This window comes from Shimia sp. R9_3 (assembly GCF_017743755.1).
GTDB lineage: Bacteria > Pseudomonadota > Alphaproteobacteria > Rhodobacterales > Rhodobacteraceae > Shimia.
In genome coordinates, this window is the sequence record NZ_JAGHRP010000007.1 from 221,513 (window position 1) to 242,203 (window position 20,691).

Genomic DNA, 20,691 nt, shown 5'->3' on the forward strand with positions numbered 1-20,691 from the left:
CTCTCAGATCAAGGGCCGCCAGCTCGCGCCCTACCCCGCGCCGGTGGGGATCCACAGCGACAGGATCGGGAAGGCCATGATCAGCCCCAGCACAATGATATCCACAGACAGGAACCGCGCGATCCCGGCAAAAATCCGGTCAATCGGCGCCTCTTTCCCCACCACATTAGCAATCACAAAGACATTGAGCCCCACCGGCGGCGTGATCAGCCCGATCTCCAGCAGCTTGATCACCACAACGCCAAACCAGATCAGGTTCAACCCGTAGCTCTCCACCAGCGGCACCAACAGCGGCAATGTCAGCACCATGATGCCAATCGGATCAAGGAACATGCCCAGCACCAAATAGATCAGCGCAATACAGATCATCAGCACCACAACGGACATATCCGCCGCCGACACAAACTCCACAATCGCTGGCGCAATACCAGTCAGCGCGATGAAAGACACAAAGACCTTGGCCCCCGCCGCGATAAAGAAGATCGCCGCGGTTTGAACACAAGTCTCCTTCACACTGTCCCAAAGCCCCTGCAAGGTCAGCGTGCCTTGGGCAAACCCGATCACCGTAGCAGCCGACACACAGACCGCCGCCGCCTCGGTCGCGGTGAAAATTCCGCCGTAGATGCCGCCCACAATGACCACAAACAGAAACAGCGCGGGCCAGGCGGCAATCGCGGCGGCCTTACGCTCTTCGGTGGTGTAGGTTTCGCCAACATCCGGCGCGATATGCGGCGCGCGCAGCACCCAGATCCAGATCACCGCAACAAAGCCCAGCAGCGTCAGCAATCCGGGCAGAATGCCTGCGAGAAACAGCTTTGAAATCGAGGTTTCGGTGAAAATCCCGAAGATGATGAACAACACCGACGGCGGGATCAGCGAGCCCAGCGTGCCCCCGGCCGCCACACTGGCGGTGGCCAGCCGCGGATCATACCCCATCCGCAGCATTTCCGGCGTACAGATCCGACCCATGGTCGAGGCACAGGCAATCGAGGAGCCTGTGATCGCCGAAAATCCGCCGCAGCCAATCACGCTGGCCATGGCCACGCCGCCCGGAATGCGGGTCATCCAGACTTTGGCGGCAAAGTAGATTTTTGTCGTGATTTCCGCGCGATAGGCGATATGCCCCAGCGCCACGAACAGCGGGATCATCGACAGCGAATAAGAGTGTATGAGATCAAAGGCGTTGTTAAACACCATCGACGTGGTGGCGCGGATCGCGCGTTCCGGCATGAAGGTGCCGGTGCGAAACGCAAAGATCGCAAAGGTCGCCACAACCGCCACCGCGCCAAGCGCAAAGGCAATCGGCACCCGCAGCGCCAGCAAAACCAAAACGGTTGCAAAGGCGATCAGCCCAATTGTTGCCGGATCCATCAATGGCCTCCCTGATCACTGACGGCCTCGCCGTTCAGGATCGTTCTGATATCAGAGATGGCCAGCATCAGAAGCCTCAGCCAACAGGCCGACAGCCCCAGCACAAACAACAGCCGCCCGGGCCATTTCGGCAGACCAAGATCGCCAAAATAGAAGCTCCCCGAGCTCCATTCCGCCAAAAACGCGCGCCCACCGGCATAGATCATCGGCGCCAGCGCCAGCAGCCCGACGAGGGAGCCAAACACAATCAGCCAAGATCTCAGCCGCGCCGGAAAGCGGTTGGAGACAAATTCCACCACCACATGGGCGCGCTGCGCGGTTGCGATGGCCAGCGGCAGCAGCACCGCCGCCACCATCAGCTCTTCGACAATGATATTGCTGTCAGGGATATTGCCGCCAAAGCTCCGCGCAATCACATTGGCTGTGATCAGGACACCCATCCCGATCACCGCCAATGCCGCGCAAGCCAGCAGCGCACGCTCGCATCGTTTGATCATCTTCAGCTCAGTTCGTCTGACGATCCCAGGGATAGCCCTCGCTGTCCCGTGTCTCGGTCCACTTGGCGATCAGCGCTTGATATTCCGCAAGCATCTCTTCACCTGGCATGCCCGCTTTGGCGGCATTTTCAGACCAGGCCGCAACAAACTGCTGGCCTTTCTCCACCAGCGCGGCGCGTTCCTCCTGAGCCAGCTCGATCACCTCAACACCGTTGTCTTTCATCTGGGTGATGGCTTTTTCATTGGCTGCGGTGATGATGCGGCCAAACTCATCCGCCATATCAGAGCCAACGTCTTGCAACAGCGCCTGCTGATCCGCGCTCAGCGACTGATAGCTGTCCTTGTTCATGAACATACCAACGCCGCCGACCTGACCCCAGTTCAGCATCGTGTAGCTGTCCATGACCTCATATTGCTTCAGCGCGGCCACCGCATAGGAGTAGCCCTGAGAGCAATCAATTAGACCGGTATCAAGCCCTTGATACGCATCATAAATTGACATGCGCACCATATTTGCGCCCATCTCGCCAAAGACCTTGCCATAAGCGCCCACGCCGCGCACTTTCAGGTTTTCCACATCTTCTGCGGTGCGAATGGCGGCGTCTTTGCAGCCGATGTTCACCTGACTGGTTGTCCAGGTGCCGATATAGACAAGGTTCTTTGCGTCGAGATCCGCCTGGATCGCCGCATTCGTGCGCATGAACTCATCGGTTGCGCGCATGCCAACCCAGGCGTCCGGGTTGTTCAGCGGCAAATCCGCGATGCCATAGCCCACCAGCTCCTGCGGGTAGTAAACTGCAATCACCGTGCCCAGATCCGCAATGCCGTCTTTCACGCCTGCAAGCGCTGCGTTGGCTTTGAACAACGCCCCGCCCCACTGCACGTCGATACGCATGTCGCCTTCCGAGCGCGCCGCAACCTGTTCGGCATACCACGACAACGCTGCCGCCCGCGCCCCGCGGTTCGGCCCGGCTTCACCGTGGATCAGGACTGTTTCCGCCCCGGCTGTGGCGGCGCATCCCGCCAGAACGGCGGCTCCAAAAATTTGTTTGATCTTCAACATATCACTCCTCCCTTGACATGCCTTTTCCGCTATGCGAAATTTAATTTCGCGCAGATAAGTTAACGCTAGTGCCGCGTCAGAGACCACGCAAGTGTTTTGTGCGCGCGCCCCCTCACGCGATCCGCTGCGTCACGACGGCCAAAAACCGTTGCAAGCGGGGCTCAAAAGCGCATTTGGAACCGGTGACGTCCACTGGCCTCAATCTGTACCCCAAACCGGGAGCAGCCCCGCCAACATCGCCCTTTCCAAAGCAATTTCAACGCTCTAAGGTCTCGCTCATAGCTGTGCCCATCAGGCGCAGATTGCCCATCAATCAGCTTTGAGCCGCCCATGACCGACACAGATCGCCACTCCACCCATGACGCCAAATCAGACGACCGCAACGATCACATCAAGATCTATGTGGATGGGGAAATCGTTCCCAAGGACGAGGCAAAGGTCTCTGTCTATGACAGCGGCTTCATGCTGGGTGACGGCATGTGGGAAGGCATGCGGCTTTATGACGGGCAGTGGGCCTTCTTTGACGAACACATGGACCGGCTCTTCAACTCGCTGAAGTCGGTGTCGATTGATATCAACATGGGCCCAGAAGACATCCGCAAAATCCTCGACAACACCGCAGCCGCCAACGGCATGACCGGCGATGCCCATTGCCGCCTGATGATCACCCGTGGCCGCAAGGCCAAACCGTTCCAGCACCCTGCCCTCTCCAAATGGGGGCCCACCATCGTGGCCATCATCGAACATTCCAAGCCGGTCGACAGCCTGCAAAACGCGGGCATCCGTCTGGCCACCGTGCCGCAAGTTCGCGGCCTGCCGATGAGCCAGGACGCAAAATACAACAGCCATTCCAAGCTCAACTGTGTGATTGCCTGCCTTCAGGCCGAACAGGCGGGCGCAGACGAAGGGCTGATGCTCGATCCGCATGGCTTTGTGAACACCACCAACGCCTGCAACTTCTTCATTGTGCGCCGGGGCGAGGTTTGGACCTCCACCGGGGATTACTGCATGAACGGCGTGACCCGTCAGAAGGTGATCGACCTCTGCCGCGCCAACGACATCCCCGTGCGCGAGAAAAATTATTCCCTTTACGAGGCTTACGGCGCCGATGAGGCCTTTCTCACCGGCACGTTTGGCGCGCAAACCCCGGTGGCAGAGATCGACGGCAAGCCCATTGGCACCGGCGATCGCCCGGTGATGGCCCGCATTCGCGCGCTTTACAAAGAGCTGGTGACCAAAAACGTCGCCGCTCAGAAAGCGGCGCGCGGGTAATCCGCACAAATCGGGGTCAGGAGACCGGCTCGGCCTCCAACCCCTCAAAAATTTCGGGGTCCATGTCTTCCCAGAAGGCAAAGATCGCGCGGATGTTCAGCGGTGACACCCAGCCAAAGCGCTCAAAGTCACCGCGCGCCACATCATCTTCAAGTTGGCTTGCAAACAGGCGTTTGTCCGCATCCCGCTGCGTTGGGGTGCGCGCTTCAATTGCCGCCTGAACACGCCGCAGGCGTTCGGCCCGCTCAGATCGGGGCACCGCAGGCGCGGCAACCTCTTCGACCTCTTTGTAGTCTTCTTTAAGCGCAGCGGTCAGATATCCGACCATACTTTTCACATCTTTGCGCTGGCGCACATAGTCCAGCTTGGCCATGACCTGCTCTTCGCCATAGGCCCCCAGCCATTGTCGCGCCAGACGGTCACTGACCCCCAATTCGCGCAGCCGTGCATAAACCGGCCCGTGGCGCATTCCTTCCCCGTCATCAATGTCCAGAATCGCCAGCTGCGGGTTCTCTTTGATGCGGAAGCGGATATCGGTGACCACCCTGCCCTGTTTGCGGGTCTCAGGTTCGATCAGAATATTGCTGGTCTTGTTCACCTCTGCGACCGCCGGTTTGATGACCTTCGCATTGAGATGCTTGTAGCTCTCATAATAGCTCGAACCATCCAGCCCCATCAGCCGCCGGAACAGTTCCATCGACCACCAGCCGGTGCTGCCGGTGCGGATAAACCGATAACAGTTCTCATAAAGCGCCAGCGCGTGGCCCGAGGTGAACTTGCGCTGAATGTTGAGATTGATGAGCGCAAAAACCTTCGGGTCATGCAATTTCTCAGCCAAGGCATGGGAATAGGAGTATTCACAGACGCCGCCTTTCAGCTTGGCATAGCTCAGAAGGCTCGACACCCCCCATTCCTGCTGGCCTTTCTCGTCCAGCATGTCCCACTCGGCCACCGTTTCCGCCAATCCGCGCAGCGAGGCCTTGAGCGTTTCCATGTCATTGGAGTTGTAACCAATCATCATACACAGGGTGCGCGCATCAATTGAGTGTTTGCTCTGGCTGGTGAGTGTGTCATAGGCGTTCAGCAACAGCACGTTCGACAACTTCCGCTGCAACAGCGTCAGTTTGCCGGAGACGTGAATCGCCGCCACATGTTTTTTCACCGCTCCACGCCGCAATGCGCCTGTGAGTTGGTCGCGAGGAATATCGTTCATCGCTCTGCCCTTTTTTGCGCACATTATGCGCTGAAAGGAACCTTAACGCAAACTCAATATGGGTGCTTAAATCTGTGGATAACTGATCCCGTAGGCGGGTACCTATAGGATTTCCACCGGGACCGGCACCCCCCTTAAGGGACCTAAATACGGGATGCCCCACTGAGTTATCCACAGGATTTTGCCAAATCTGGGGCTGAAAGAGCCAAAACTGGACTCTGGTACCCCTATTCCCGCGAATCGGGCCCCTACCCCCTGCAAACAGGCACCTCTTATCCTGTAGTTGGGTCCCTTTGATCCCGTAGGCAGGTCCCCAAACTTATCTAAGTCTTTGATTTTATTTTTGATCCTGATCGTAAAGATTCTAAATATCCTAAAGACTCTACAAGCTTTACGTCGCTGTTTTTTGTTATTTTTGGAAGGTTTCGCCGCGAAACCGCCATCTTTGATTCACATTGGCAAATTCATGTGCGATAGTTCCGGCAAAATCACGATCGAAGCAGTACATCGCAGAGGAACTGAGATGGTATCAGGCAAAGATAACCTGCCCCCATATTTCAACATCAACCCAGCCGAAGCCGCCGCCAAGCTATCTGACCCTATCGACACCGCCCGATTCGCAAAAGCGGCGGCCTTCGCAACGAAGGGACGACAGGATCTCGCCCGTCGCGGCTACGCCCCTGACGGCAAGAAAAGGCTCCGCCGATTCTCCACTTGGGAGATCTGCAAGTTTCTGATCCCGGTGGCACCGGCCCACTTTCGGCGCGTGCTGAAGAAGTATCCGGAACTTCCCCAAGGCGTGGGCGAAGGAAATTCCAAGTGGTTCTCTCTGGAGGACGTTCTGGCCCTTCGCGCGCACTTCGCCGCTGAAGGCGCGCAGGACCGTGAGTACCAGCCTTGGCGCCCCGAGGGTCTCCCTGCAAAAATTGTGGCGGTCTCCAACTTCAAAGGCGGCACCTCCAAAACCACGACCACGGCGCACCTCGCCATGTCCGCCGCACTTGACGGCTATAAGGTGCTGGTGATCGACCTCGACAGCCAGGGCTCGCTCACCTCCATCATGGGCGGCGATGTGCAGGACGAATGGTCCACCGCTTTCCCGCTCATGGCCAAAGATTACGCGCAGGCGGTTCTGGCAGAGAACAGCGTGCGCGAAGCGTCCGGCGACACCCCCCTGCCCTTTGATGAAACCCTGACCGAGGCGCTCAATGTCACCGCGCGCGACATCATTCAGGAAACCCACTGGCCCAACATCGACCTGCTCGGCGCGCAACTCAATCTCTACTGGGCAGAATTTCAGATCCCGGTCTGGCGCATGGGGCTGCGCAGCTGGCCGCTGTGGGACGCGCTCACAAACGCGCTCACCAACGAGAGCATCGTGGATGACTATGACATCATCTTCCTCGATACCCCCCCTGCCCTCGGCTACCTCACGATCAACGCGCTTGCCGCGGCCGACATCCTGCTGGTCCCGCTCGGTGCGTCTTTCCTTGAATTTGACTCCACGGGCCGGTTCTTTGACATGCTCTATTCCACCTTCGCCAGTGTCGAAGAAGGCGAAAACGCCGCCCGCCGTCGCGATGGCCTGCCGGAGGTGAAGTTTGAATGGGATGCGGTGCGCGCTCTGATCACTCGCTTTGATGCCGGGCAACAGACCGATCTCGCCAATGTCATTCAGGCCTATTTCGGCGACTTCATGACAACCTACCGTCAGGACATGACCGCAATGGTTGGTCAGGCCGGCGAACAGGTGAACGGCATCTACGAGGCAGATTACCGCGAATTCAACCGCGACACCTATGTGCGCGGCCGCGAAACATTCGACCGCACATGGGCTGAGGTGAAAGAGATCATCGTCGGCACATGGTGGCGCGATCTTGAAGACCTCAAAGCAGAGCAGATGAACACGGAGGCAAACGATGGCTAAACGCAGAAAACTTGTGGCGCCAAGCAGCGCCGACCTGAGCAAACTGGAAGAGGAGTTTCGCCGCGAAACCTCCGTTCCTGAACCCGCCGCCTCGCAGGTGCGCGGCGTGGCCCCCATTGCCAAGATTGCCGCGGAGGCTGCTGCGGTCTCCCAACCAGCCAGTGCCGCAGATCGCGCGCGTCAGGCGCAACTTGAGGCCAGCGAGGCAAAGCTGCAGGAAGCGGAGACAGATGGCCGCCTGCTGGTCGACATCCCCGTGGGTGAGATTGACGCCGACGCCATGGTGCGTGACCGCGCGGCGCTGGATGCCGACGATATGCTGGAGCTGCGTCTTTCGATCTCGGCCAACGGCTTGCGTCTGCCCATCGAGGTTTATGAGCTGCCCGCGAGCGATCGTTCCGACGCGCCGCGCTACGGATTGCTGTCAGGCTACCGTCGTCTGATGGCGGTGCGCGAATTGCTGGGGCTGACCGAGGAAGCCCAGTTCAAATCCATTCGCGCCATCATCCGCCCACCGGCGGAAACCGATGCCGCCTTTGTCGCTATGGTCGAAGAAAACGAAGTGCGCTCCGAGCTGAGTCATTTCGAACGCGGCCGCATCGCGGTGATCTCTGCGCAGCAAGGCGCGTTCCTCAATGTCGAAGACGCGGTCAACAAACTCTTCGCAACCGGCTCCAAGGCCAAGCGCTCCAAGGTCCGCAGCTTTGCTCTGATCTTTGAAGAGCTTGGCGACATGCTGGAATTCCCCGATGCGCTCAGCGAAAAGCGCGGCCTGAAACTGGCGCAGGCGTTGCGTCAGGGGGGCGAAACCCGCATTCGCAACGGCCTCGCGGCGGCGTCTTCGGCCACAGCCGATGAGGAATGGGCGGTGATCGAAGGGGTGATCTCAACGCTGGACGCGCCAGAACGGGATCCCAAACGCGGCGGTCGTCCGCGTAGCACAACGCCGGTATCTGGCTGGCGCGACGCGGAAACACTGGTGACATCCAACGGGATCACCATCCGCCGTCAGGCAGATGCAGATGGCTATTCTCTGCGTTTTGAAGGCCGTCAGCTTGACGGTGAAATGATGGAAAACCTGCTCGAAGAGATCCGCGTTTTCCTGGAACGCCCCTAAGAGGGTTTCGCCGCGAAACCTGAGCGTGGGTTTCGCGGACCCAAATTTACAGACCCGCCGCTTTGGTCAGGTTCACCTGAAACCGGACGCGGTCGTCCTCAGAGGGGCGGGTCATTTCGGCGGATGTCACGCCCGTCGCATTTACCCCCACAGTTCGATCAACCTTCGCCGCATGGGCCAATCCGCTGCGCAGGCTATGCCCGGAAAACAGGGCCATCCGGTCCTTTTCCGAAAGCTCCGGCCGCAGGCCTGCCGCGAGGGCCGTTTGCTTGATCAGCCGCGCCACATGTTTGTCATTCAGCCGCGTCTCCAGCGCGCGTTTGCCATTGCGCGAAGTGCGCACAAACACCGGGCCGGATTGGATCTTTGCGAAATGCAACCATTGCTCCAGCGCATGAACAGGGCAGCTTTGCTCCCCAGAGCCGCGCCCGATTTCCACCTCACGCCAGCCGGTGCGCGTGGCATGGGTCAGCACCGCGCCAGCCTCAAGGATCGTGATCCAGCCGGTGGCTTCCGTGCCGGGCGCGTCTCCAAAATCCAGCCCGACAATCTCTGACCGGCTCAACCCGCCGACATATCCAATCAACAGCAGCGCACGATCCCGCAACCCGCGCAGATCAAAGGGCAGGGTGGCGGTCATCATCAGGATCTCATCCGGGCGGATTGGGTCCTTGCGCTTTGGCGTTGCCCGCGTGCGGCGCAGCGTGTCGAGCACCGCTGTGATCTCGGGTGCCGCGCGATCAAGTGCCAGCCCGCGCTGCGCAAAGTTCCAGACCAACCCGGAAAGCCGCCGCCGAATGCTCGTACTTTGCAGGGCAGGGGTGCCGCCCGAGGGTTTGGCCAAATCAGCCAGATACTGCGCCACGATCGGCGGGGCAGGGGGCAGGGGCTCCACCCCGTTCAACCGGCACCACCGCGCAAAATGCCGCCAATCCGCAGCATAGGCTTTGCTGGTGTTTTCCGAAGAAGGCGTGGCTTGTTTGGAGGTCTCTGTCACAATATACTCCTAAAATATACGTATAGATATCGAGGGCCGTGATGAGCCGTATCAAAGTCAATCTGACGCTGGAGGCAGAGGTGGTCGCCAAAGCGCGGGATCTGGGCCTGAACATGTCGCGCCTTGCGGAGGCGGCCATCGTCGAGGCCTGCAAAGCGGAGCAGAACCGCCGCTGGCGCGAGGAAAACTACGCCGCGATAGAGGCCTATGGTGAGGAGGTTGCCAGCGGCGCTGTCAGGTCGTCTGAAACGGTCCCAAAGCAGGGGCGAAACCGGGGGTAGGGGGCCATGGCGCAGTTTGATGTCTACCAGCTTGCGGACGGGCAACTGGTTGTGGATCTGCAGACCGATCTGATCGGCATTGAGGCCTCGCGCATCGTCGCGCCCTTGCGGGAGGCCGCGCGGTTCACGGCGCTGCCGGATCTGACCCCTGAGGTCGCGTTTGAGGGCGCTCAGTGGCTTGTGCGCGTCCCTGAGGTGCAAGCGGTGCCACAAGGCGCGCTGAGCGGCCCTCTGGGCTCTCTGGCGGCGCATAAAGAGCCCTTGAAGAGGGCGTTGGACATCCTGATAAATGGCATATGAGCGGTTTAAAGGCCTCATAAGCGTGAGATTCGCCTACTGTGACCGATAAATCAAGATTATTGGACATTACTGGGTCTTGCATGTTGCGGCGCTTTTCTTGGAAAATTCTGGCCATAAGCGCCGCGTGCGATTAGGCTCTCAAACATGATAGTCGCGCCGTCTTCTCTCTCTTTGCAGGATTTGAGCCTTGATCTGCCTCCGCTCGATCAGGGGCGCGCGGCCTCTTCTTTGGCAACGCAATCGCTGGAAGATGCCGCTTTTCTTTCAGGCACAGCGCTGTCGCGGCTCAATATCGTTCTTTCGCAAGCGGCTTTGCCGCAACCCTTGCTGCGTGAGCGATTGGCCCTGCGCGCGGCCGAAGCCTGTGTGATTGCTACCGGTCGGCCGGAGCGTCTGGCGGAGCTGCGGGATGCGGTTCTTTTTCTGCGCCCTGAGGATCAAGCCGGTCCCGCCGGAGATACCTACCAAAGCTGGCGGCGCGCGGCGGCAAGGCCGCTGTGCGCAGTCGCCTTGCATCGCGCCTTTCCGCAATATGACACGGCGGAGATCGAAACCTGGATGGCCGCTGAGGGCGAGGGGGCTTCGCGCAACCCGTTGTCCAGTGCGGCGTCGACTCTGGAGGCGGTCTTGTGCGATCAGCCAAAGGCCGAGTCCCTGGCGCTGGCGCTTGCGGATGCCAGCTTGTCAAAAAAGATGCGCTGGTCCTATCAAGTTCCGCTGCTCGGGCTCAGTCTCACGCCCCGCGATCTGCGCAAAACCGGCGAAGCGCTGCACTTGGCTTGTCATCAGGCCGCAGCCTCCGGCGCAGAGCAGGCCATAGGTTTGGCGCTTGGCCTGATCCGCAAGGCAGAGGCTCTGCGTGCGATTGCGCCCAAACTGCGGGCCAAAGGGGCGGCGCAGGCGGTCGACCTCTTTCTGTCTCATGACGCTGTGGCCCCTCAGGCGCTGACCCATCTCATGTCAGATCGTGCCGCGCGGCGGTTTTGTGACCGGCTGGTGAGCCTTGGCGTCGCACGCGAATTGACCGGGCGCGAAAGCTTCCGGCTTTACGGGATCTGAGCCGATGAAAGACCGCACAGAACCCGTTTTGGATCGCGAATTGTTGGACGTTGAGCCCGCCCTGCGCTGGCGCGAATGGATGCGCCGGATCGAGGCGGTGCTCTTTGCCTCCGCCTCCCCGGTGCCCAAGGAGGATCTGGCACGCGTGGTGGGGCAGGGGGCGTCGGTCGATCTGCTGATTGATGATCTTGCCGCTGATCTGGAAGGCCGCGCCTTTGAGATTGCCGCGGTGAATGACGGCTGGATCCTGCGCACCCGCCCGGCCTATGCGCCCGCCATCCATGCCGCCGCCCATCTGGGCGCGCATCTGGTGGACCTTGGCGAGTTTGAAATCGCCGTGCTCGCCGCCATCGCCTACCGCCAGCCGATCACCCGCGACGGTCTCAAAGACATCTTTGGCAAAGACATCAGCCGCGATCTCATCGGCCGCCTGCATGATCGCGGCCTCATCAGCACCGGCCCCCGCAGCCCGCGACGCGGCGCGCCCTACACTTTTGTGACAACCGATCAGTTTTTGGTGGCGTTCGATCTGGAAAGCCTTAGAGATTTGCCCGATCGTGAAATGCTGACAGATGCGGGTCTGCATCCGGAGGGTTGAGGTGCTGATCCGACTAGAGAAAATCAATCCTGGCCGCCGCCAGCGCCGCTTCTACGTGCTCTATGTCACGCAGACGCTCTTTGGCGAATGGTGCGTGATCCACGAATGGGGCCGCCTTGGCCACAAAGGCAGCAAAAGCCGCATCGAGTATCTCGCAACCGAGGCCGCGGCCCATGATGTATGTATTGATCTGAAGGCCGCCAAGATGCGCAACGGCTATGCCTCAATCCCGGTGCAGCTGACCCTGTTTGGCGACAGCCTCTGACGCGCAGACTTGGCGCGGATCTGGCACAGTATGGTGTTAGAGAACCCGTTTACAGGATGGGGTAATCCGCGTTTTCCGGCGACCGCAGCCGCCGGAAACTCTTATGTCCCAAACCTTAGAAGGTTTTTGCCAGAGAGACCTTGAGGGTCCGGCCCGGTGCCGGGCGGGTGGCAAGATGCTGGGTGTAGAACTTGTCAAAGGCGTTCTCGAGGCCCAAGCGCACTTCCACTCCCTCAAAGGCACCTTCCTGCGGACGATAGGTGGCACGCAGATTGTGCACCACGTAGCCGGCAGATTCGGATTGCGCGCCGCTTGGACGGGTCACGTCGATGCTGGCATTTGCCACCATTTCCCAGCTGATGTCCCATTTGCGGTCAAAGCGCTTGCCCACTGTCAGACGCAGCTGATCGGCTGGGGAGTTGCGCCAGTCGCCGGTGGTGCCGCCCGCGTCGGTTGCGTCGCCATCTTGAATGTTAGCGTTCAGGTCGGCGTAAAAACCGTTTTCCAACGCATAGCGCGCCTCCAGCTCAACACCTGTAAGCTCAACAGAGTCGATGCTTGGCGATGTAAAGTTACGATAGGACGTGATATCCCAGATGTCTGTCCGGTAGACGGTCGCTTTGAAGGCGATGCTGTCTGCGTCCTGGAACACGCCGGTGTTGGCATAAGATGCGCCAATCTCATAGTTGCGTGCTTTCTCGCTCTGTGTTCTCAAAGCTGCCGTGCCGATGTCATCAAGAATTGGCATGCTCTCGGTGTAGCCCGCGCTGCCCAAAATCGACCAGCCGCTGGCAAATTGATACTGCGCTGACACGCCGCCCATCAGGGCGCTGTTGTCATATTTGCCATTCGCAGTGCCGCTGCCTTCAAGGGTCTGATCCTCAAAGCGCACCCCCGGCGTCAGGGTCAGCCCGTTGCCAAAGTCGATGTCATCCACAACGAAAACAGCAACCCGGTCATCCGTGCCACCAGGTGCTGAGGCATCTGTCTGATCCCGACGATCACGGCGGCTGATTTCAACACCATAACGCATGTCATGCGTCGCTTGGCCGGTGCTGAACAGCGAGGTGTTTTTCACCAGCAGCTTGGTGGTTTCGTAACGGTGATCCGCGTCACGCAGCGCGCTTGCACCACCTACCGCCGCTTGATCAATTTTTTGGTCGGCATAGCTCAGCTGCACTTCCAAATCGATCAGGTCGTTGTCTGCAGGGTTGTAGCCATACGTGAATACGGCATTGGTCGTCTCAAAATCGCGGTCCACATTGCCGAAGAAGCCAGCAGTGGTTGCGAAGCTGTCATAGGGAACATCGCGCTGAGAAGATTCCGTGCGGCTATAGCTGAACTCTGCGGAATGGGAGCGATCATCGCCGAAGTAGCCCCGCAATTTGAGCGCATAAGACGGCAGATTGAATTCGGAGTTCCCAATGGTCGCGCCGGAGCCATCTTTCTGGTTCTCCTGCGAATTGTAAGAGAAGTTGCCGAGCACTTCGAAATTCTCAGTTGGCTGCCAAGCCAGAATGGAGGAGCTTGCGAAGCCGCTGCCATTGGTGTTGCCTTGTAGGGTCTGGCGGAATTTGAAGCCAACTTCACCACCGGTGAAATCAGAAGCATCTTTGGTCTCCAGACGAACCACGCCGCCGATGGCGCCAGAGCCATACTCAAAAGAGCCGCCCAGACCGCGCAGCACAGAGACCTCTTTATAAAGCGCCGGGTCGGTAAACAGTTGGGTGCCGATACGGTAAAGCTCTTCGGAGCCAACAGAGGCGCCGTCCACCTGGATCAGAACTTTCTGGTCGCTGCCAAAGGTGCTGTTTGCGCCAAAGCCACGGATGTTGATGCCGGAGCCTTGTGGCGTTGCACCGTTGATCAGGGTCACACCGGGCACACTGTCGATCAGCTCGGCAACCGTGGTGGCCTGACGGTCATCAATCTCTTCCTGTTCAATAACAGTGATGGAGTTGGCCGTGTCCGTTTGAATGTCGCGCTTGGAGCGTTTCAGCACAATTTCATCAAGCAGAATGACGCCGTCGGTAACGCCGTCCAGAACACCGTCGCCCAGGCTGTCTTGGGCCATCGCGGATGTGGTTGAAATGAGCGCGGCGCTGCAGAGCAGTGCTGCTCTGCGAGTGGTGCAGGCAAACATGGAAATCCCCTTCCAATAGTCTTTTCAAGATGCTGGCGGGGGAGGCTGGCGACGACTTGTTGAGTGAGTCTGTTCGCTCTCCGGCGAACGACTTGCGCTCGTTAATAAATCACACTATTTCTGTCAACAATGTGATTCAACTCGATCACCGACGCCAGCTCCCTGTGACTATTCTGCACACGCCAGCCTGTCTCCAGACCTTTACGCCTTGATGACTGACAGGAGCGCGCACTATGGCCGCCACTTCCGCCCTTACTCCGCAAGCAATCCGCGACGCCCGCGCAGAACACAGCACCCTTCGGGAGCGTGACCTCGCAGACCAGCTTGGCATTTCCGAAGCAGAGCTGATGGCCGCCCATGTTGGCGAGGGCGTGACCTGCGTGACCGCGGAGCTGGATCCGCTGTTTGCCGCCTTTGAGCGTCTGGGCGAGGTGATGGCTCTGACCCGCAACCGCTCCTGCGTGATCGAGAAGGTGGGCGAATATGCCAACTACCGGTCAGGTGACCACGCGGCGCTGGTGGTCAATGAAGAGATCGACCTGCGCATGTTTCCCGGCCACTGGAAACATGCCTTTGCCGTGGAGAAGTCCACCGACAAAGGTGTGAAGCGCTCCATTCAGGTGTTTGATGCGGCTGGTGATGCGGTGCACAAGGTCCACCTGCGCGAGGCCTCCAACACACAAGACTGGGATGCGATTGTTGCGGAGCTGAAACTGTCTGAGCAATCCGATGCGCTGACCGTTAAGCCGCGCAAGCCTGTTGAGGGCGCGAAGGGCGATGCGGAGAAAGCTGAAAAGCTGCGGGCGGAGTGGGACAAGCTTACCGACACCCATCAGTTCATGCAGCTCACCCGCAAAATGAAGATGAACCGTCTTGGGGCCTACCGCATTGCGGGCGCGCCTTATGCCCGGTCGCTTGCGCCCAAATCCGTCGAAGCGCTGCTGCACCGCGCGTCTGAAAAAGAGGTGCCGGTGATGATCTTCGTCGGCAATGCAGGTTGCATCGAAATTCACACCGGCCCGGTGGCGCGCATTGTGGAGATGGGGCCTTGGATCAACGTGCTTGATCCCGGCCACGATCTGCACCTGCGCAAGGACCACATCGCCGAAGTCTATGCGGTCACCAAAAGCACCCGTCGCGGGCCGGCCATCTCGGTTGAGGCCTTTGATGCCGAGGGCGCGTTGATTGCGCAGTTCTTTGGTGTGCTGCGTGATGACGATGCGGCGGCGGGCTGGAACGCTTTGATGGCCGATCTTGAGGACAGCTTTGCGGAGGTTCCGGCATGATGAAGTTGAGCGGAATAGCGGCCACACAGTCTGTGATGGCGGGCGCATTGGCAATCCTGCTGGGCACCACCTTGCAGGCGGATGAACCTGCCTCCCGCATTGTCGCGGTCGGCGGCGCTGTCACCGAAATCGTCTACGCACTTGAGGAAGAAGACCGCCTTGTTGCGCGTGACACCACATCCAACTTCCCGGCTGAGGCGCGCGATCTGCCCGATGTGGGCTATATCCGCCGCCTGTCGCCGGAAGGGCTCTTGTCGGTTAATCCCGATCTGATCATCAGTGAGGCGGGTGCCGGTCCATTGGAAACCATGGAACTGCTGCGCGAGGCCGCCATTCCCGTGGCGGAAATCAACGACGGCTTCACCCGCGAAGCGATCAGCGAAAAGATCCTCACCGTGGCCGGAATCCTCGGTGTTCAGGAGAAAGGCGAGGCGCTGGCGGCTCAAACCGACGCGGCCATCGCTGAGGCGCTTGCCAAAGTTGATACCACCCACCGCCCCAAAGTGCTCTTTATCCTGTCCGCCGCGGGTGGCCGCGTGATGGCGGCTGGCACCAACACCAGCGCGGATGCGATCATCTCGCTTGCGGGTGGCCAGAACGCCGCCACCGGGTTTGAAGGTTTCAAACCCATGACCGACGAAGCCATCGCCACCAGCGGGGCCGAGGTCATTCTGATGATGGGCCGTCAGGGCGATCACAGCGCCAGCAATGAAACCCTGCGCGCCCATCCTGCCATTGGCCAGACACCGGCCGCGCTCAACGAGGCGGTGGTGCGTATGGATGGCATGTTGCTGCTTGGCTTCTCCGTCCGCACCGCGCAGGCGATTTCCGAGCTGGCCGACGCTTTGGCGGACATTGAAAGCTGATGGCCTTCGCACTGCACTCCCCAGCTGCGACTGCCCTTGAGGGCGACCGCAGCCTGCGCGCCCATCGGCTCACTTTGGTGCTGGTGGGTGGTCTGCTCATCGCCATGCTGGCCTCTCTCGCCATTGGCGCATCCGGCACCTCGCTCTGGCAGGCGCTCTGGGATCTGGCCCGCGGCGAGGAGCTTGAGCTGCGCGAGCGCGTTGTGCTCTGGGACATCCGCCTGCCGCGCACCCTGATGGGCGTGGCGGTCGGGGCCGCGCTGGCGGTGTCCGGCGCCACCATGCAGGGGCTCTTTCGCAACCCATTGGCCGACCCTGGCCTGATCGGCGTCAGCGCCGGTGCTGCCTTCGGGGCCATCGTCGCCATTGTGCTTGGCGGCCTGTTGCCCGTCGCGATCAGCGCGGCACTTGGCTATTACATTGTGCCGATTGCCGCCTTTGCGGGCAGCTGGGCCATGACCCTGATCCTCTATCATGTCTCCACCCGCAAGGGGCGCACCTCTGTCGCCACCATGCTGCTGGCGGGGATCGGCCTTGGCGCGCTGACCGGTGCTGTTGGCGGCGTATTGATCTATATCGCCGATGACGCCCAACTGCGTACGCTCACTTTCTGGGGCATGGGCTCCATTGCCGGGGCCACATGGTCCAAACTCTTCGCCGCCCTGCCGCTGATGCTGGCCGCCCTGATCGCCATGCCGTTCATTGCCAAAGGCCTCAACGGTCTGGCGCTTGGCGAAGCCGCCGCCAGCCACATGGGCATCGACGTACAGCGCACCAAAAACGTGGCCATCCTTGCGGTTGCCGCCGCTGTGGGCGCAGCTGTCGCGGTCAGCGGTGGCATCGGCTTTGTCGGCATCGTGGTGCCGCATCTTCTGCGCCTCGCCGTCGGACCGGACCACACCTACCTCTTGCGCAACTCCGCACTCTTGGGCGCCACGCTCCTGCTGGTGGCCGACATCATCAGCCGCATGATCATCGCGCCCGCCGAATTGCCCATCGGCATCATCATGGCCGTCATCGGTGGCCCCTTCTTCCTCTGGATCCTGCTGCGCCGCCGCGGCCTCGTGGATATGTAAGCCATGCTCTCAGCCACAAATATCACCGTCACCTTTGGCCGCCGCGACGTGCTGCATGATGTGTCCTTTAACGCTGCCCCCGGCGCGCTGACCGCCATCGTCGGTCCCAACGGCTCGGGCAAAACCACGCTCTTGAAAGCCATGACCGCCGAAGTGCCCCATGACGGCACGGTTCTGCTCAACGGCACCGACATCGACACAGCCAAACCCTGGCAGCTTGCCGCCATGCGCGGCGTGCTGCCTCAGGCCACGCCGTTGGCCTTTCCCTTCACCGTGGCCGAGGTGGTCCGCTTGGGGCTGATGAACGGCACCTCCGGCGGCAGCCCGCATCTGGTGCCTGCCGCGCTGGAGCGTGTCGGCCTCAGCGGTTATGCCGCGCGCTTTTATCAGGAACTCTCCGGTGGTGAGCAACAACGGGTGCAGCTCGCCCGCGTTCTGGCGCAGGTCTGGGAGCCGACACAGAAGGACACCCCGCGCTGGCTGTTTCTGGACGAGCCGGTCTCCGCACTCGACATCGGCCACCAGCTTCTGGTGATGCAGATCGCCCGCGATTTTGCCGATGCGGGCGGCGGCGTTGTGGCGGTGATGCATGATCTCAATCTCACCGCCATGTTTGCCGATGATGTGGCTCTGATCAGCGATGGCCGCATCCTTGCGCAAGGCTCGCCGGAAGCGGTCTTCACCAACAGCTTGCTGAGCCAAGCCTACCACTGCGCCGTTCAGGTCAACACCACGCCGCCCTCCGGCACCTTCTTATTGCCCCATGTGGCGCAGGCGTGAGGCGGCAAGCGCCTTATAGGGAATGCGCCGCAATGAATAAGGACAGATACCATGCATCTTGAGTCTCGTTGGTTGGAAGCTCTGGCGTTTCTGGAGCAGGGCGGCCCCGCAATCTGGGCCATCTCGGCGCTGTCGGTCATCACTGGCGCGCTGATCCTCTGGAAAATCTGGCGTCTTCTGCTGCTCGGTGCCTGGGCGGGAGAGAAAACCGAATACGCCGTGACCCTCTGGACCAAAGGCGACCGCAAAGGCGCGCTTTCGGTGCTCAACGGTCGGCGCTCCCTGCGCGCGGTCGTGGCCAATGCCGCCATGCAGGTCTGTGCTGAGGGGCGGCTCTCTCCCGAAGAGCAGCGGGAAGAGATCGAACGGGTTGCGCGCCGCAAACTGGCTGATGGCCGCAGCGGCCTGCGCGCGCTTGAACTGATTGCCACCATCGCGCCCCTGCTTGGGCTGCTGGGCACGGTTCTGGGTATGATCGCCGCTTTCCAAACCCTGCAACAGGCAGGCTCGCGCGCCGATCCTGCCGCTTTGGCCGGGGGCATCTGGGAAGCGCTTTTGACCACCGCCGCCGGAATGGCCGTGGCCATCCCCGCCTCAATCGCGCTCACTTGGTTTGAATCCGTGGTCACGCGCTCTCAGGAAGATATGGAAGATGCGGCCACCCGCATTCTCACCAGCGGCAAAGACAACAGCACCCAGCTGATGGCGGCGGAATAAGATGAAATTCGCCGCTGCTCCCACGCGCCGCAGGCCCAGCCTGACACCGATGATCGACGTGGTCTTTCTGTTGCTGGTGTTTTTCATGCTGGCCTCGCGCTTTGGGCAGGAAATGGAAATCCCGCTGCCGCTCAGCGCTGCCTCTGATCGCCCCTATGAAGGCCCGCCCCGTCTGGTCGAAGTGCGCCCCGAAAGTGTCAGCCTCAATGGGGTGGCCACGCCGGTCGAAGATCTGCTGGCCGAACTGGGCACCATGATGCTCTCGCACAGCGACGCCATTGTGGTGCGCGCACGCGACGAGGCCGATCTGCAGCGCGTCGTGGATGTGATGCAACGCCTGTCTGATGCCGGATATGAAACATTGGTTCTGGTGGAGTAACCCTCATGCGCATTGCAACAGCCCCCAAACGTGCTGCCGCCGAAAGTGTGATCCCGATGATCAACGTGGTCTTCCTGTTGCTGATCTTCTTTCTGATGACCGCGCAGATCACGCCGCCGGAACCTTTCGAAGTCTCCCCGCCCGCCGCCGATTTGGACACGCCCGCAGACGGCCAGGCCATCCTGCATGTCTCCGCAGAAGGGGAACTGGCTTATCAGGAGGCGCGCGGCGAGGCCGATGTTCTGGCCGCATTGACCGATTATCCCGAGAATGAGCCCCTGATGCTGCGCGCAGACCGTGCCGTCTCCGCACAGGAGATCGCAGCACTTCTGCCAAAACTCGCCGCGGCAGGGGTGCGGGATCTCAAACTGGTGTCGGCCCTGCAATGAGACTGGCGCGCATCACCTCCGAAGCCCTTGTGTTTGGCGGCATCGTCACCGCTGGCCATCTCGCCTTCTTTGCTCCGCAATTGGAAAGCGGCCTGCAAAGCGCAGGGGATGCGGGTGCGGACCTTCTGCAGATGATGGCCTCCAATGCCAGCATCGCCGCTTTGGTGGAAACCTGGGATGCGCCGCCTGATCTACCTGAGGCCATGGATCTTTCCATGCCACAGCAAAGCGTGCCGCAAGACGCGCCACCGCCCATGCCCGTGGCCGCCGCAGAAGTCTCACCTCAGATGAGTGACATGCAGGCGTTGAACTTGCCCTCCGCAGATGGCCCGCCTTTGCCCGTCGCACCCGCGGCCCAAGCGCCAAACCTGCAATCAGATATGGCGACCCCTCCGGCACAGCTGCCACCCGAGCAACCGGCCCCTCCTCAGGCGGCCGTCCCCCCCAGAGCTGCGCCCCCTGAATTGCCCAGGCCGATGGAGGCTCCGGTATTAGAGGCTGCACCCAAGGCACCAGCCTCTCCGCCCCCGCCGCCAAAGCCTCCGGCACCAGAGAAGAAGAAGACGGAGAAGAAAGCCGCGCAATCGGCCACAGACTCCATTCAGATCGACGCACGGCGCGCACAGGGTGAAGGCGGCAAAACCGCCAAAGGCAAAAACGGCGATGAGAAGACCGCTTCGGTGTCCAACGCCAAACGCAAAAGCCTCGCCCGCAAATGGGCCAATGCTGCGCGCGCCCGCATTGCCCAACGCACGCCGAGTGGCGTTGGCGAGGGCACAGCCACTGTGCGGATCACCGTTTCTGTCGACGGCAAGGTCTCCGGTATCTTTCTGTTAAAGAGCTCCGGCAACACCCGATTGGACCAAGCCGCCCTCAAATCCGTGCGCGCGGCGGGCCGTATGCCAAAGGCCCCAGCCGGTCTCGGCGTGCCCAGCCTGAAAATGGACATCCCCATTTCCTCCAAATAACCCCGTTGCGGATTCTGCGTTTTCGCGCCCGTTGGGTCCTGCGGTCCGATTATTCCACCTCCGCGAAACGTATGCGTTACCGACGTGATACCGACGTTATGGTTTGGCGTTGCGTGTGGTGTTTCGG

General features: G+C 60.5%; 22 protein-coding genes. 16 read left to right on the forward strand and 6 right to left on the reverse strand.

Translation table 11 applies throughout. The annotated features are described in order from the left end of the window. Positions 1-30: 30 nt before the first annotated feature. The 3 genes from J7412_RS17545 to J7412_RS17555 are packed head-to-tail and all read right to left on the reverse strand — an operon-like array spanning position 31 to position 2,931. A complete protein-coding gene (locus J7412_RS17545; protein WP_209079838.1) occupies positions 31-1,371 on the reverse strand; it encodes a TRAP transporter large permease in 1,341 nt (446 codons plus the stop codon). After that, positions 1,371-1,868: a TRAP transporter small permease gene (locus J7412_RS17550; RefSeq protein ID WP_209065453.1), complete on the reverse strand. Its 498-nt coding sequence runs from the start codon at positions 1,866-1,868 to the stop codon at positions 1,371-1,373. Before J7412_RS17550 ends, J7412_RS17545 begins: the two co-directional genes overlap by 1 nt. A 7-nt stretch (positions 1,869-1,875) precedes the next feature. Continuing rightward, positions 1,876-2,931, reverse strand: coding sequence for a C4-dicarboxylate TRAP transporter substrate-binding protein (locus tag J7412_RS17555; protein ID WP_209079840.1), 1,056 nt, complete (start codon positions 2,929-2,931; stop codon positions 1,876-1,878). 330 nt (positions 2,932-3,261) lie between these two features. On the opposite strand from J7412_RS17555, the gene J7412_RS17560 reads away from it, so the two are divergent. Next, complete coding sequence (locus J7412_RS17560) at positions 3,262-4,203, forward strand: aminotransferase class IV (RefSeq protein ID WP_209079841.1); 942 nt, start codon at positions 3,262-3,264, stop codon at positions 4,201-4,203. A 16-nt stretch (positions 4,204-4,219) separates the two neighbouring features. On the opposite strand, the gene J7412_RS17565 is transcribed toward J7412_RS17560, so the two are convergent. Continuing rightward, positions 4,220-5,416, reverse strand: a complete 1,197-nt coding sequence (locus tag J7412_RS17565; RefSeq protein WP_209079843.1) for a replication initiation protein — start codon at positions 5,414-5,416, stop codon at positions 4,220-4,222. 523 nt (positions 5,417-5,939) lie between these two features. Here J7412_RS17565 and J7412_RS17570 point away from each other — a divergent pair. Then, positions 5,940-7,343 carry an AAA family ATPase gene (locus J7412_RS17570; RefSeq protein WP_209065449.1) on the forward strand — a complete coding sequence of 468 codons (1,404 nt, stop codon included), beginning with the start codon at positions 5,940-5,942 and terminating at the stop codon, positions 7,341-7,343. Then, entirely contained in the window at positions 7,336-8,460 is a 1,125-nt protein-coding gene (locus tag J7412_RS17575) for a ParB N-terminal domain-containing protein (RefSeq protein WP_209079845.1), read from the forward strand. Before J7412_RS17570 ends, J7412_RS17575 begins: the two co-directional genes overlap by 8 nt. Before the next feature lie 46 nt (positions 8,461-8,506). Here J7412_RS17575 and J7412_RS17580 read toward each other — a convergent pair whose 3' ends face one another. Continuing rightward, positions 8,507-9,457 (reverse strand): integrase, encoded by a 951-nt coding sequence (locus J7412_RS17580; RefSeq protein WP_209079847.1) that lies wholly within the window; start codon positions 9,455-9,457, stop codon positions 8,507-8,509. Positions 9,458-9,498: 41 nt separating this feature from the next. Here J7412_RS17580 and J7412_RS17585 point away from each other — a divergent pair, with 41 nt between their 5' ends. From J7412_RS17585 to J7412_RS17605, 5 genes are all read left to right on the forward strand, one after another. Then, on the forward strand, positions 9,499-9,738 hold the full coding sequence (locus tag J7412_RS17585) for a type II toxin-antitoxin system CcdA family antitoxin (RefSeq protein ID WP_209079849.1): 240 nt from the start codon (positions 9,499-9,501) through the stop codon (positions 9,736-9,738). Positions 9,739-9,744: 6 nt separating this feature from the next. Further along, positions 9,745-10,038, forward strand: a complete 294-nt coding sequence (locus tag J7412_RS17590; protein ID WP_209079865.1) for a CcdB family protein — start codon at positions 9,745-9,747, stop codon at positions 10,036-10,038. A 144-nt stretch (positions 10,039-10,182) separates the two neighbouring features. Beyond that, positions 10,183-11,097: a DUF1403 family protein gene (locus tag J7412_RS17595; protein WP_209079867.1), complete on the forward strand. Its 915-nt coding sequence runs from the start codon at positions 10,183-10,185 to the stop codon at positions 11,095-11,097. A gap of 4 nt (positions 11,098-11,101) precedes the next feature. Further along, entirely contained in the window at positions 11,102-11,695 is a 594-nt protein-coding gene (locus J7412_RS17600) for an SMC-Scp complex subunit ScpB (protein WP_209079869.1), read from the forward strand. 1 nt (position 11,696) lies between these two features. Then, complete coding sequence (locus tag J7412_RS17605; RefSeq protein ID WP_209065442.1) at positions 11,697-11,960, forward strand: WGR domain-containing protein; 264 nt, start codon at positions 11,697-11,699, stop codon at positions 11,958-11,960. A 115-nt stretch (positions 11,961-12,075) separates the two neighbouring features. Here the strand turns inward: J7412_RS17605 and J7412_RS17610 are convergent, their stop codons facing one another. Beyond that, positions 12,076-14,103 (reverse strand): TonB-dependent receptor, encoded by a 2,028-nt coding sequence (locus J7412_RS17610; protein ID WP_209079871.1) that lies wholly within the window; start codon positions 14,101-14,103, stop codon positions 12,076-12,078. A gap of 233 nt (positions 14,104-14,336) precedes the next feature. On the opposite strand from J7412_RS17610, the gene J7412_RS17615 reads away from it, so the two are divergent. Genes J7412_RS17615 through J7412_RS17650 form a run of 8 tightly spaced genes read left to right on the forward strand, consistent with a single transcriptional unit; the run spans position 14,337 to position 20,564 of the window. Then, positions 14,337-15,389, forward strand: a complete 1,053-nt coding sequence (locus J7412_RS17615; protein ID WP_209079873.1) for a ChuX/HutX family heme-like substrate-binding protein — start codon at positions 14,337-14,339, stop codon at positions 15,387-15,389. After that, the gene (locus J7412_RS17620; RefSeq protein WP_348539480.1) at positions 15,386-16,255 is read left to right on the forward strand and encodes an ABC transporter substrate-binding protein; all 870 of its coding nucleotides are present in this window, start codon (positions 15,386-15,388) and stop codon (positions 16,253-16,255) included. The genes J7412_RS17615 and J7412_RS17620 overlap by 4 nt, the downstream gene beginning before the upstream one ends. Further along, complete coding sequence (locus tag J7412_RS17625; protein WP_209079875.1) at positions 16,255-17,331, forward strand: iron ABC transporter permease; 1,077 nt, start codon at positions 16,255-16,257, stop codon at positions 17,329-17,331. Before J7412_RS17620 ends, J7412_RS17625 begins: the two co-directional genes overlap by 1 nt. 3 nt (positions 17,332-17,334) lie before the next feature. Continuing rightward, entirely contained in the window at positions 17,335-18,111 is a 777-nt protein-coding gene (locus J7412_RS17630; RefSeq protein ID WP_209079877.1) for a heme ABC transporter ATP-binding protein, read from the forward strand. Between the two features lie 51 nt (positions 18,112-18,162). After that, positions 18,163-18,828 carry a MotA/TolQ/ExbB proton channel family protein gene (locus J7412_RS17635; protein ID WP_209065437.1) on the forward strand — a complete coding sequence of 222 codons (666 nt, stop codon included), beginning with the start codon at positions 18,163-18,165 and terminating at the stop codon, positions 18,826-18,828. A gap of 1 nt (position 18,829) precedes the next feature. Next, entirely contained in the window at positions 18,830-19,207 is a 378-nt protein-coding gene (locus J7412_RS17640) for a biopolymer transporter ExbD (RefSeq protein ID WP_209065436.1), read from the forward strand. A gap of 5 nt (positions 19,208-19,212) precedes the next feature. Beyond that, on the forward strand, positions 19,213-19,596 hold the full coding sequence (locus J7412_RS17645) for a biopolymer transporter ExbD (protein WP_209065435.1): 384 nt from the start codon (positions 19,213-19,215) through the stop codon (positions 19,594-19,596). After that, the gene (locus tag J7412_RS17650) at positions 19,593-20,564 is read left to right on the forward strand and encodes an energy transducer TonB (RefSeq protein WP_209079879.1); all 972 of its coding nucleotides are present in this window, start codon (positions 19,593-19,595) and stop codon (positions 20,562-20,564) included. The genes J7412_RS17645 and J7412_RS17650 overlap by 4 nt, the downstream gene beginning before the upstream one ends. The last annotated feature ends 127 nt before the right edge of the window (positions 20,565-20,691 follow it).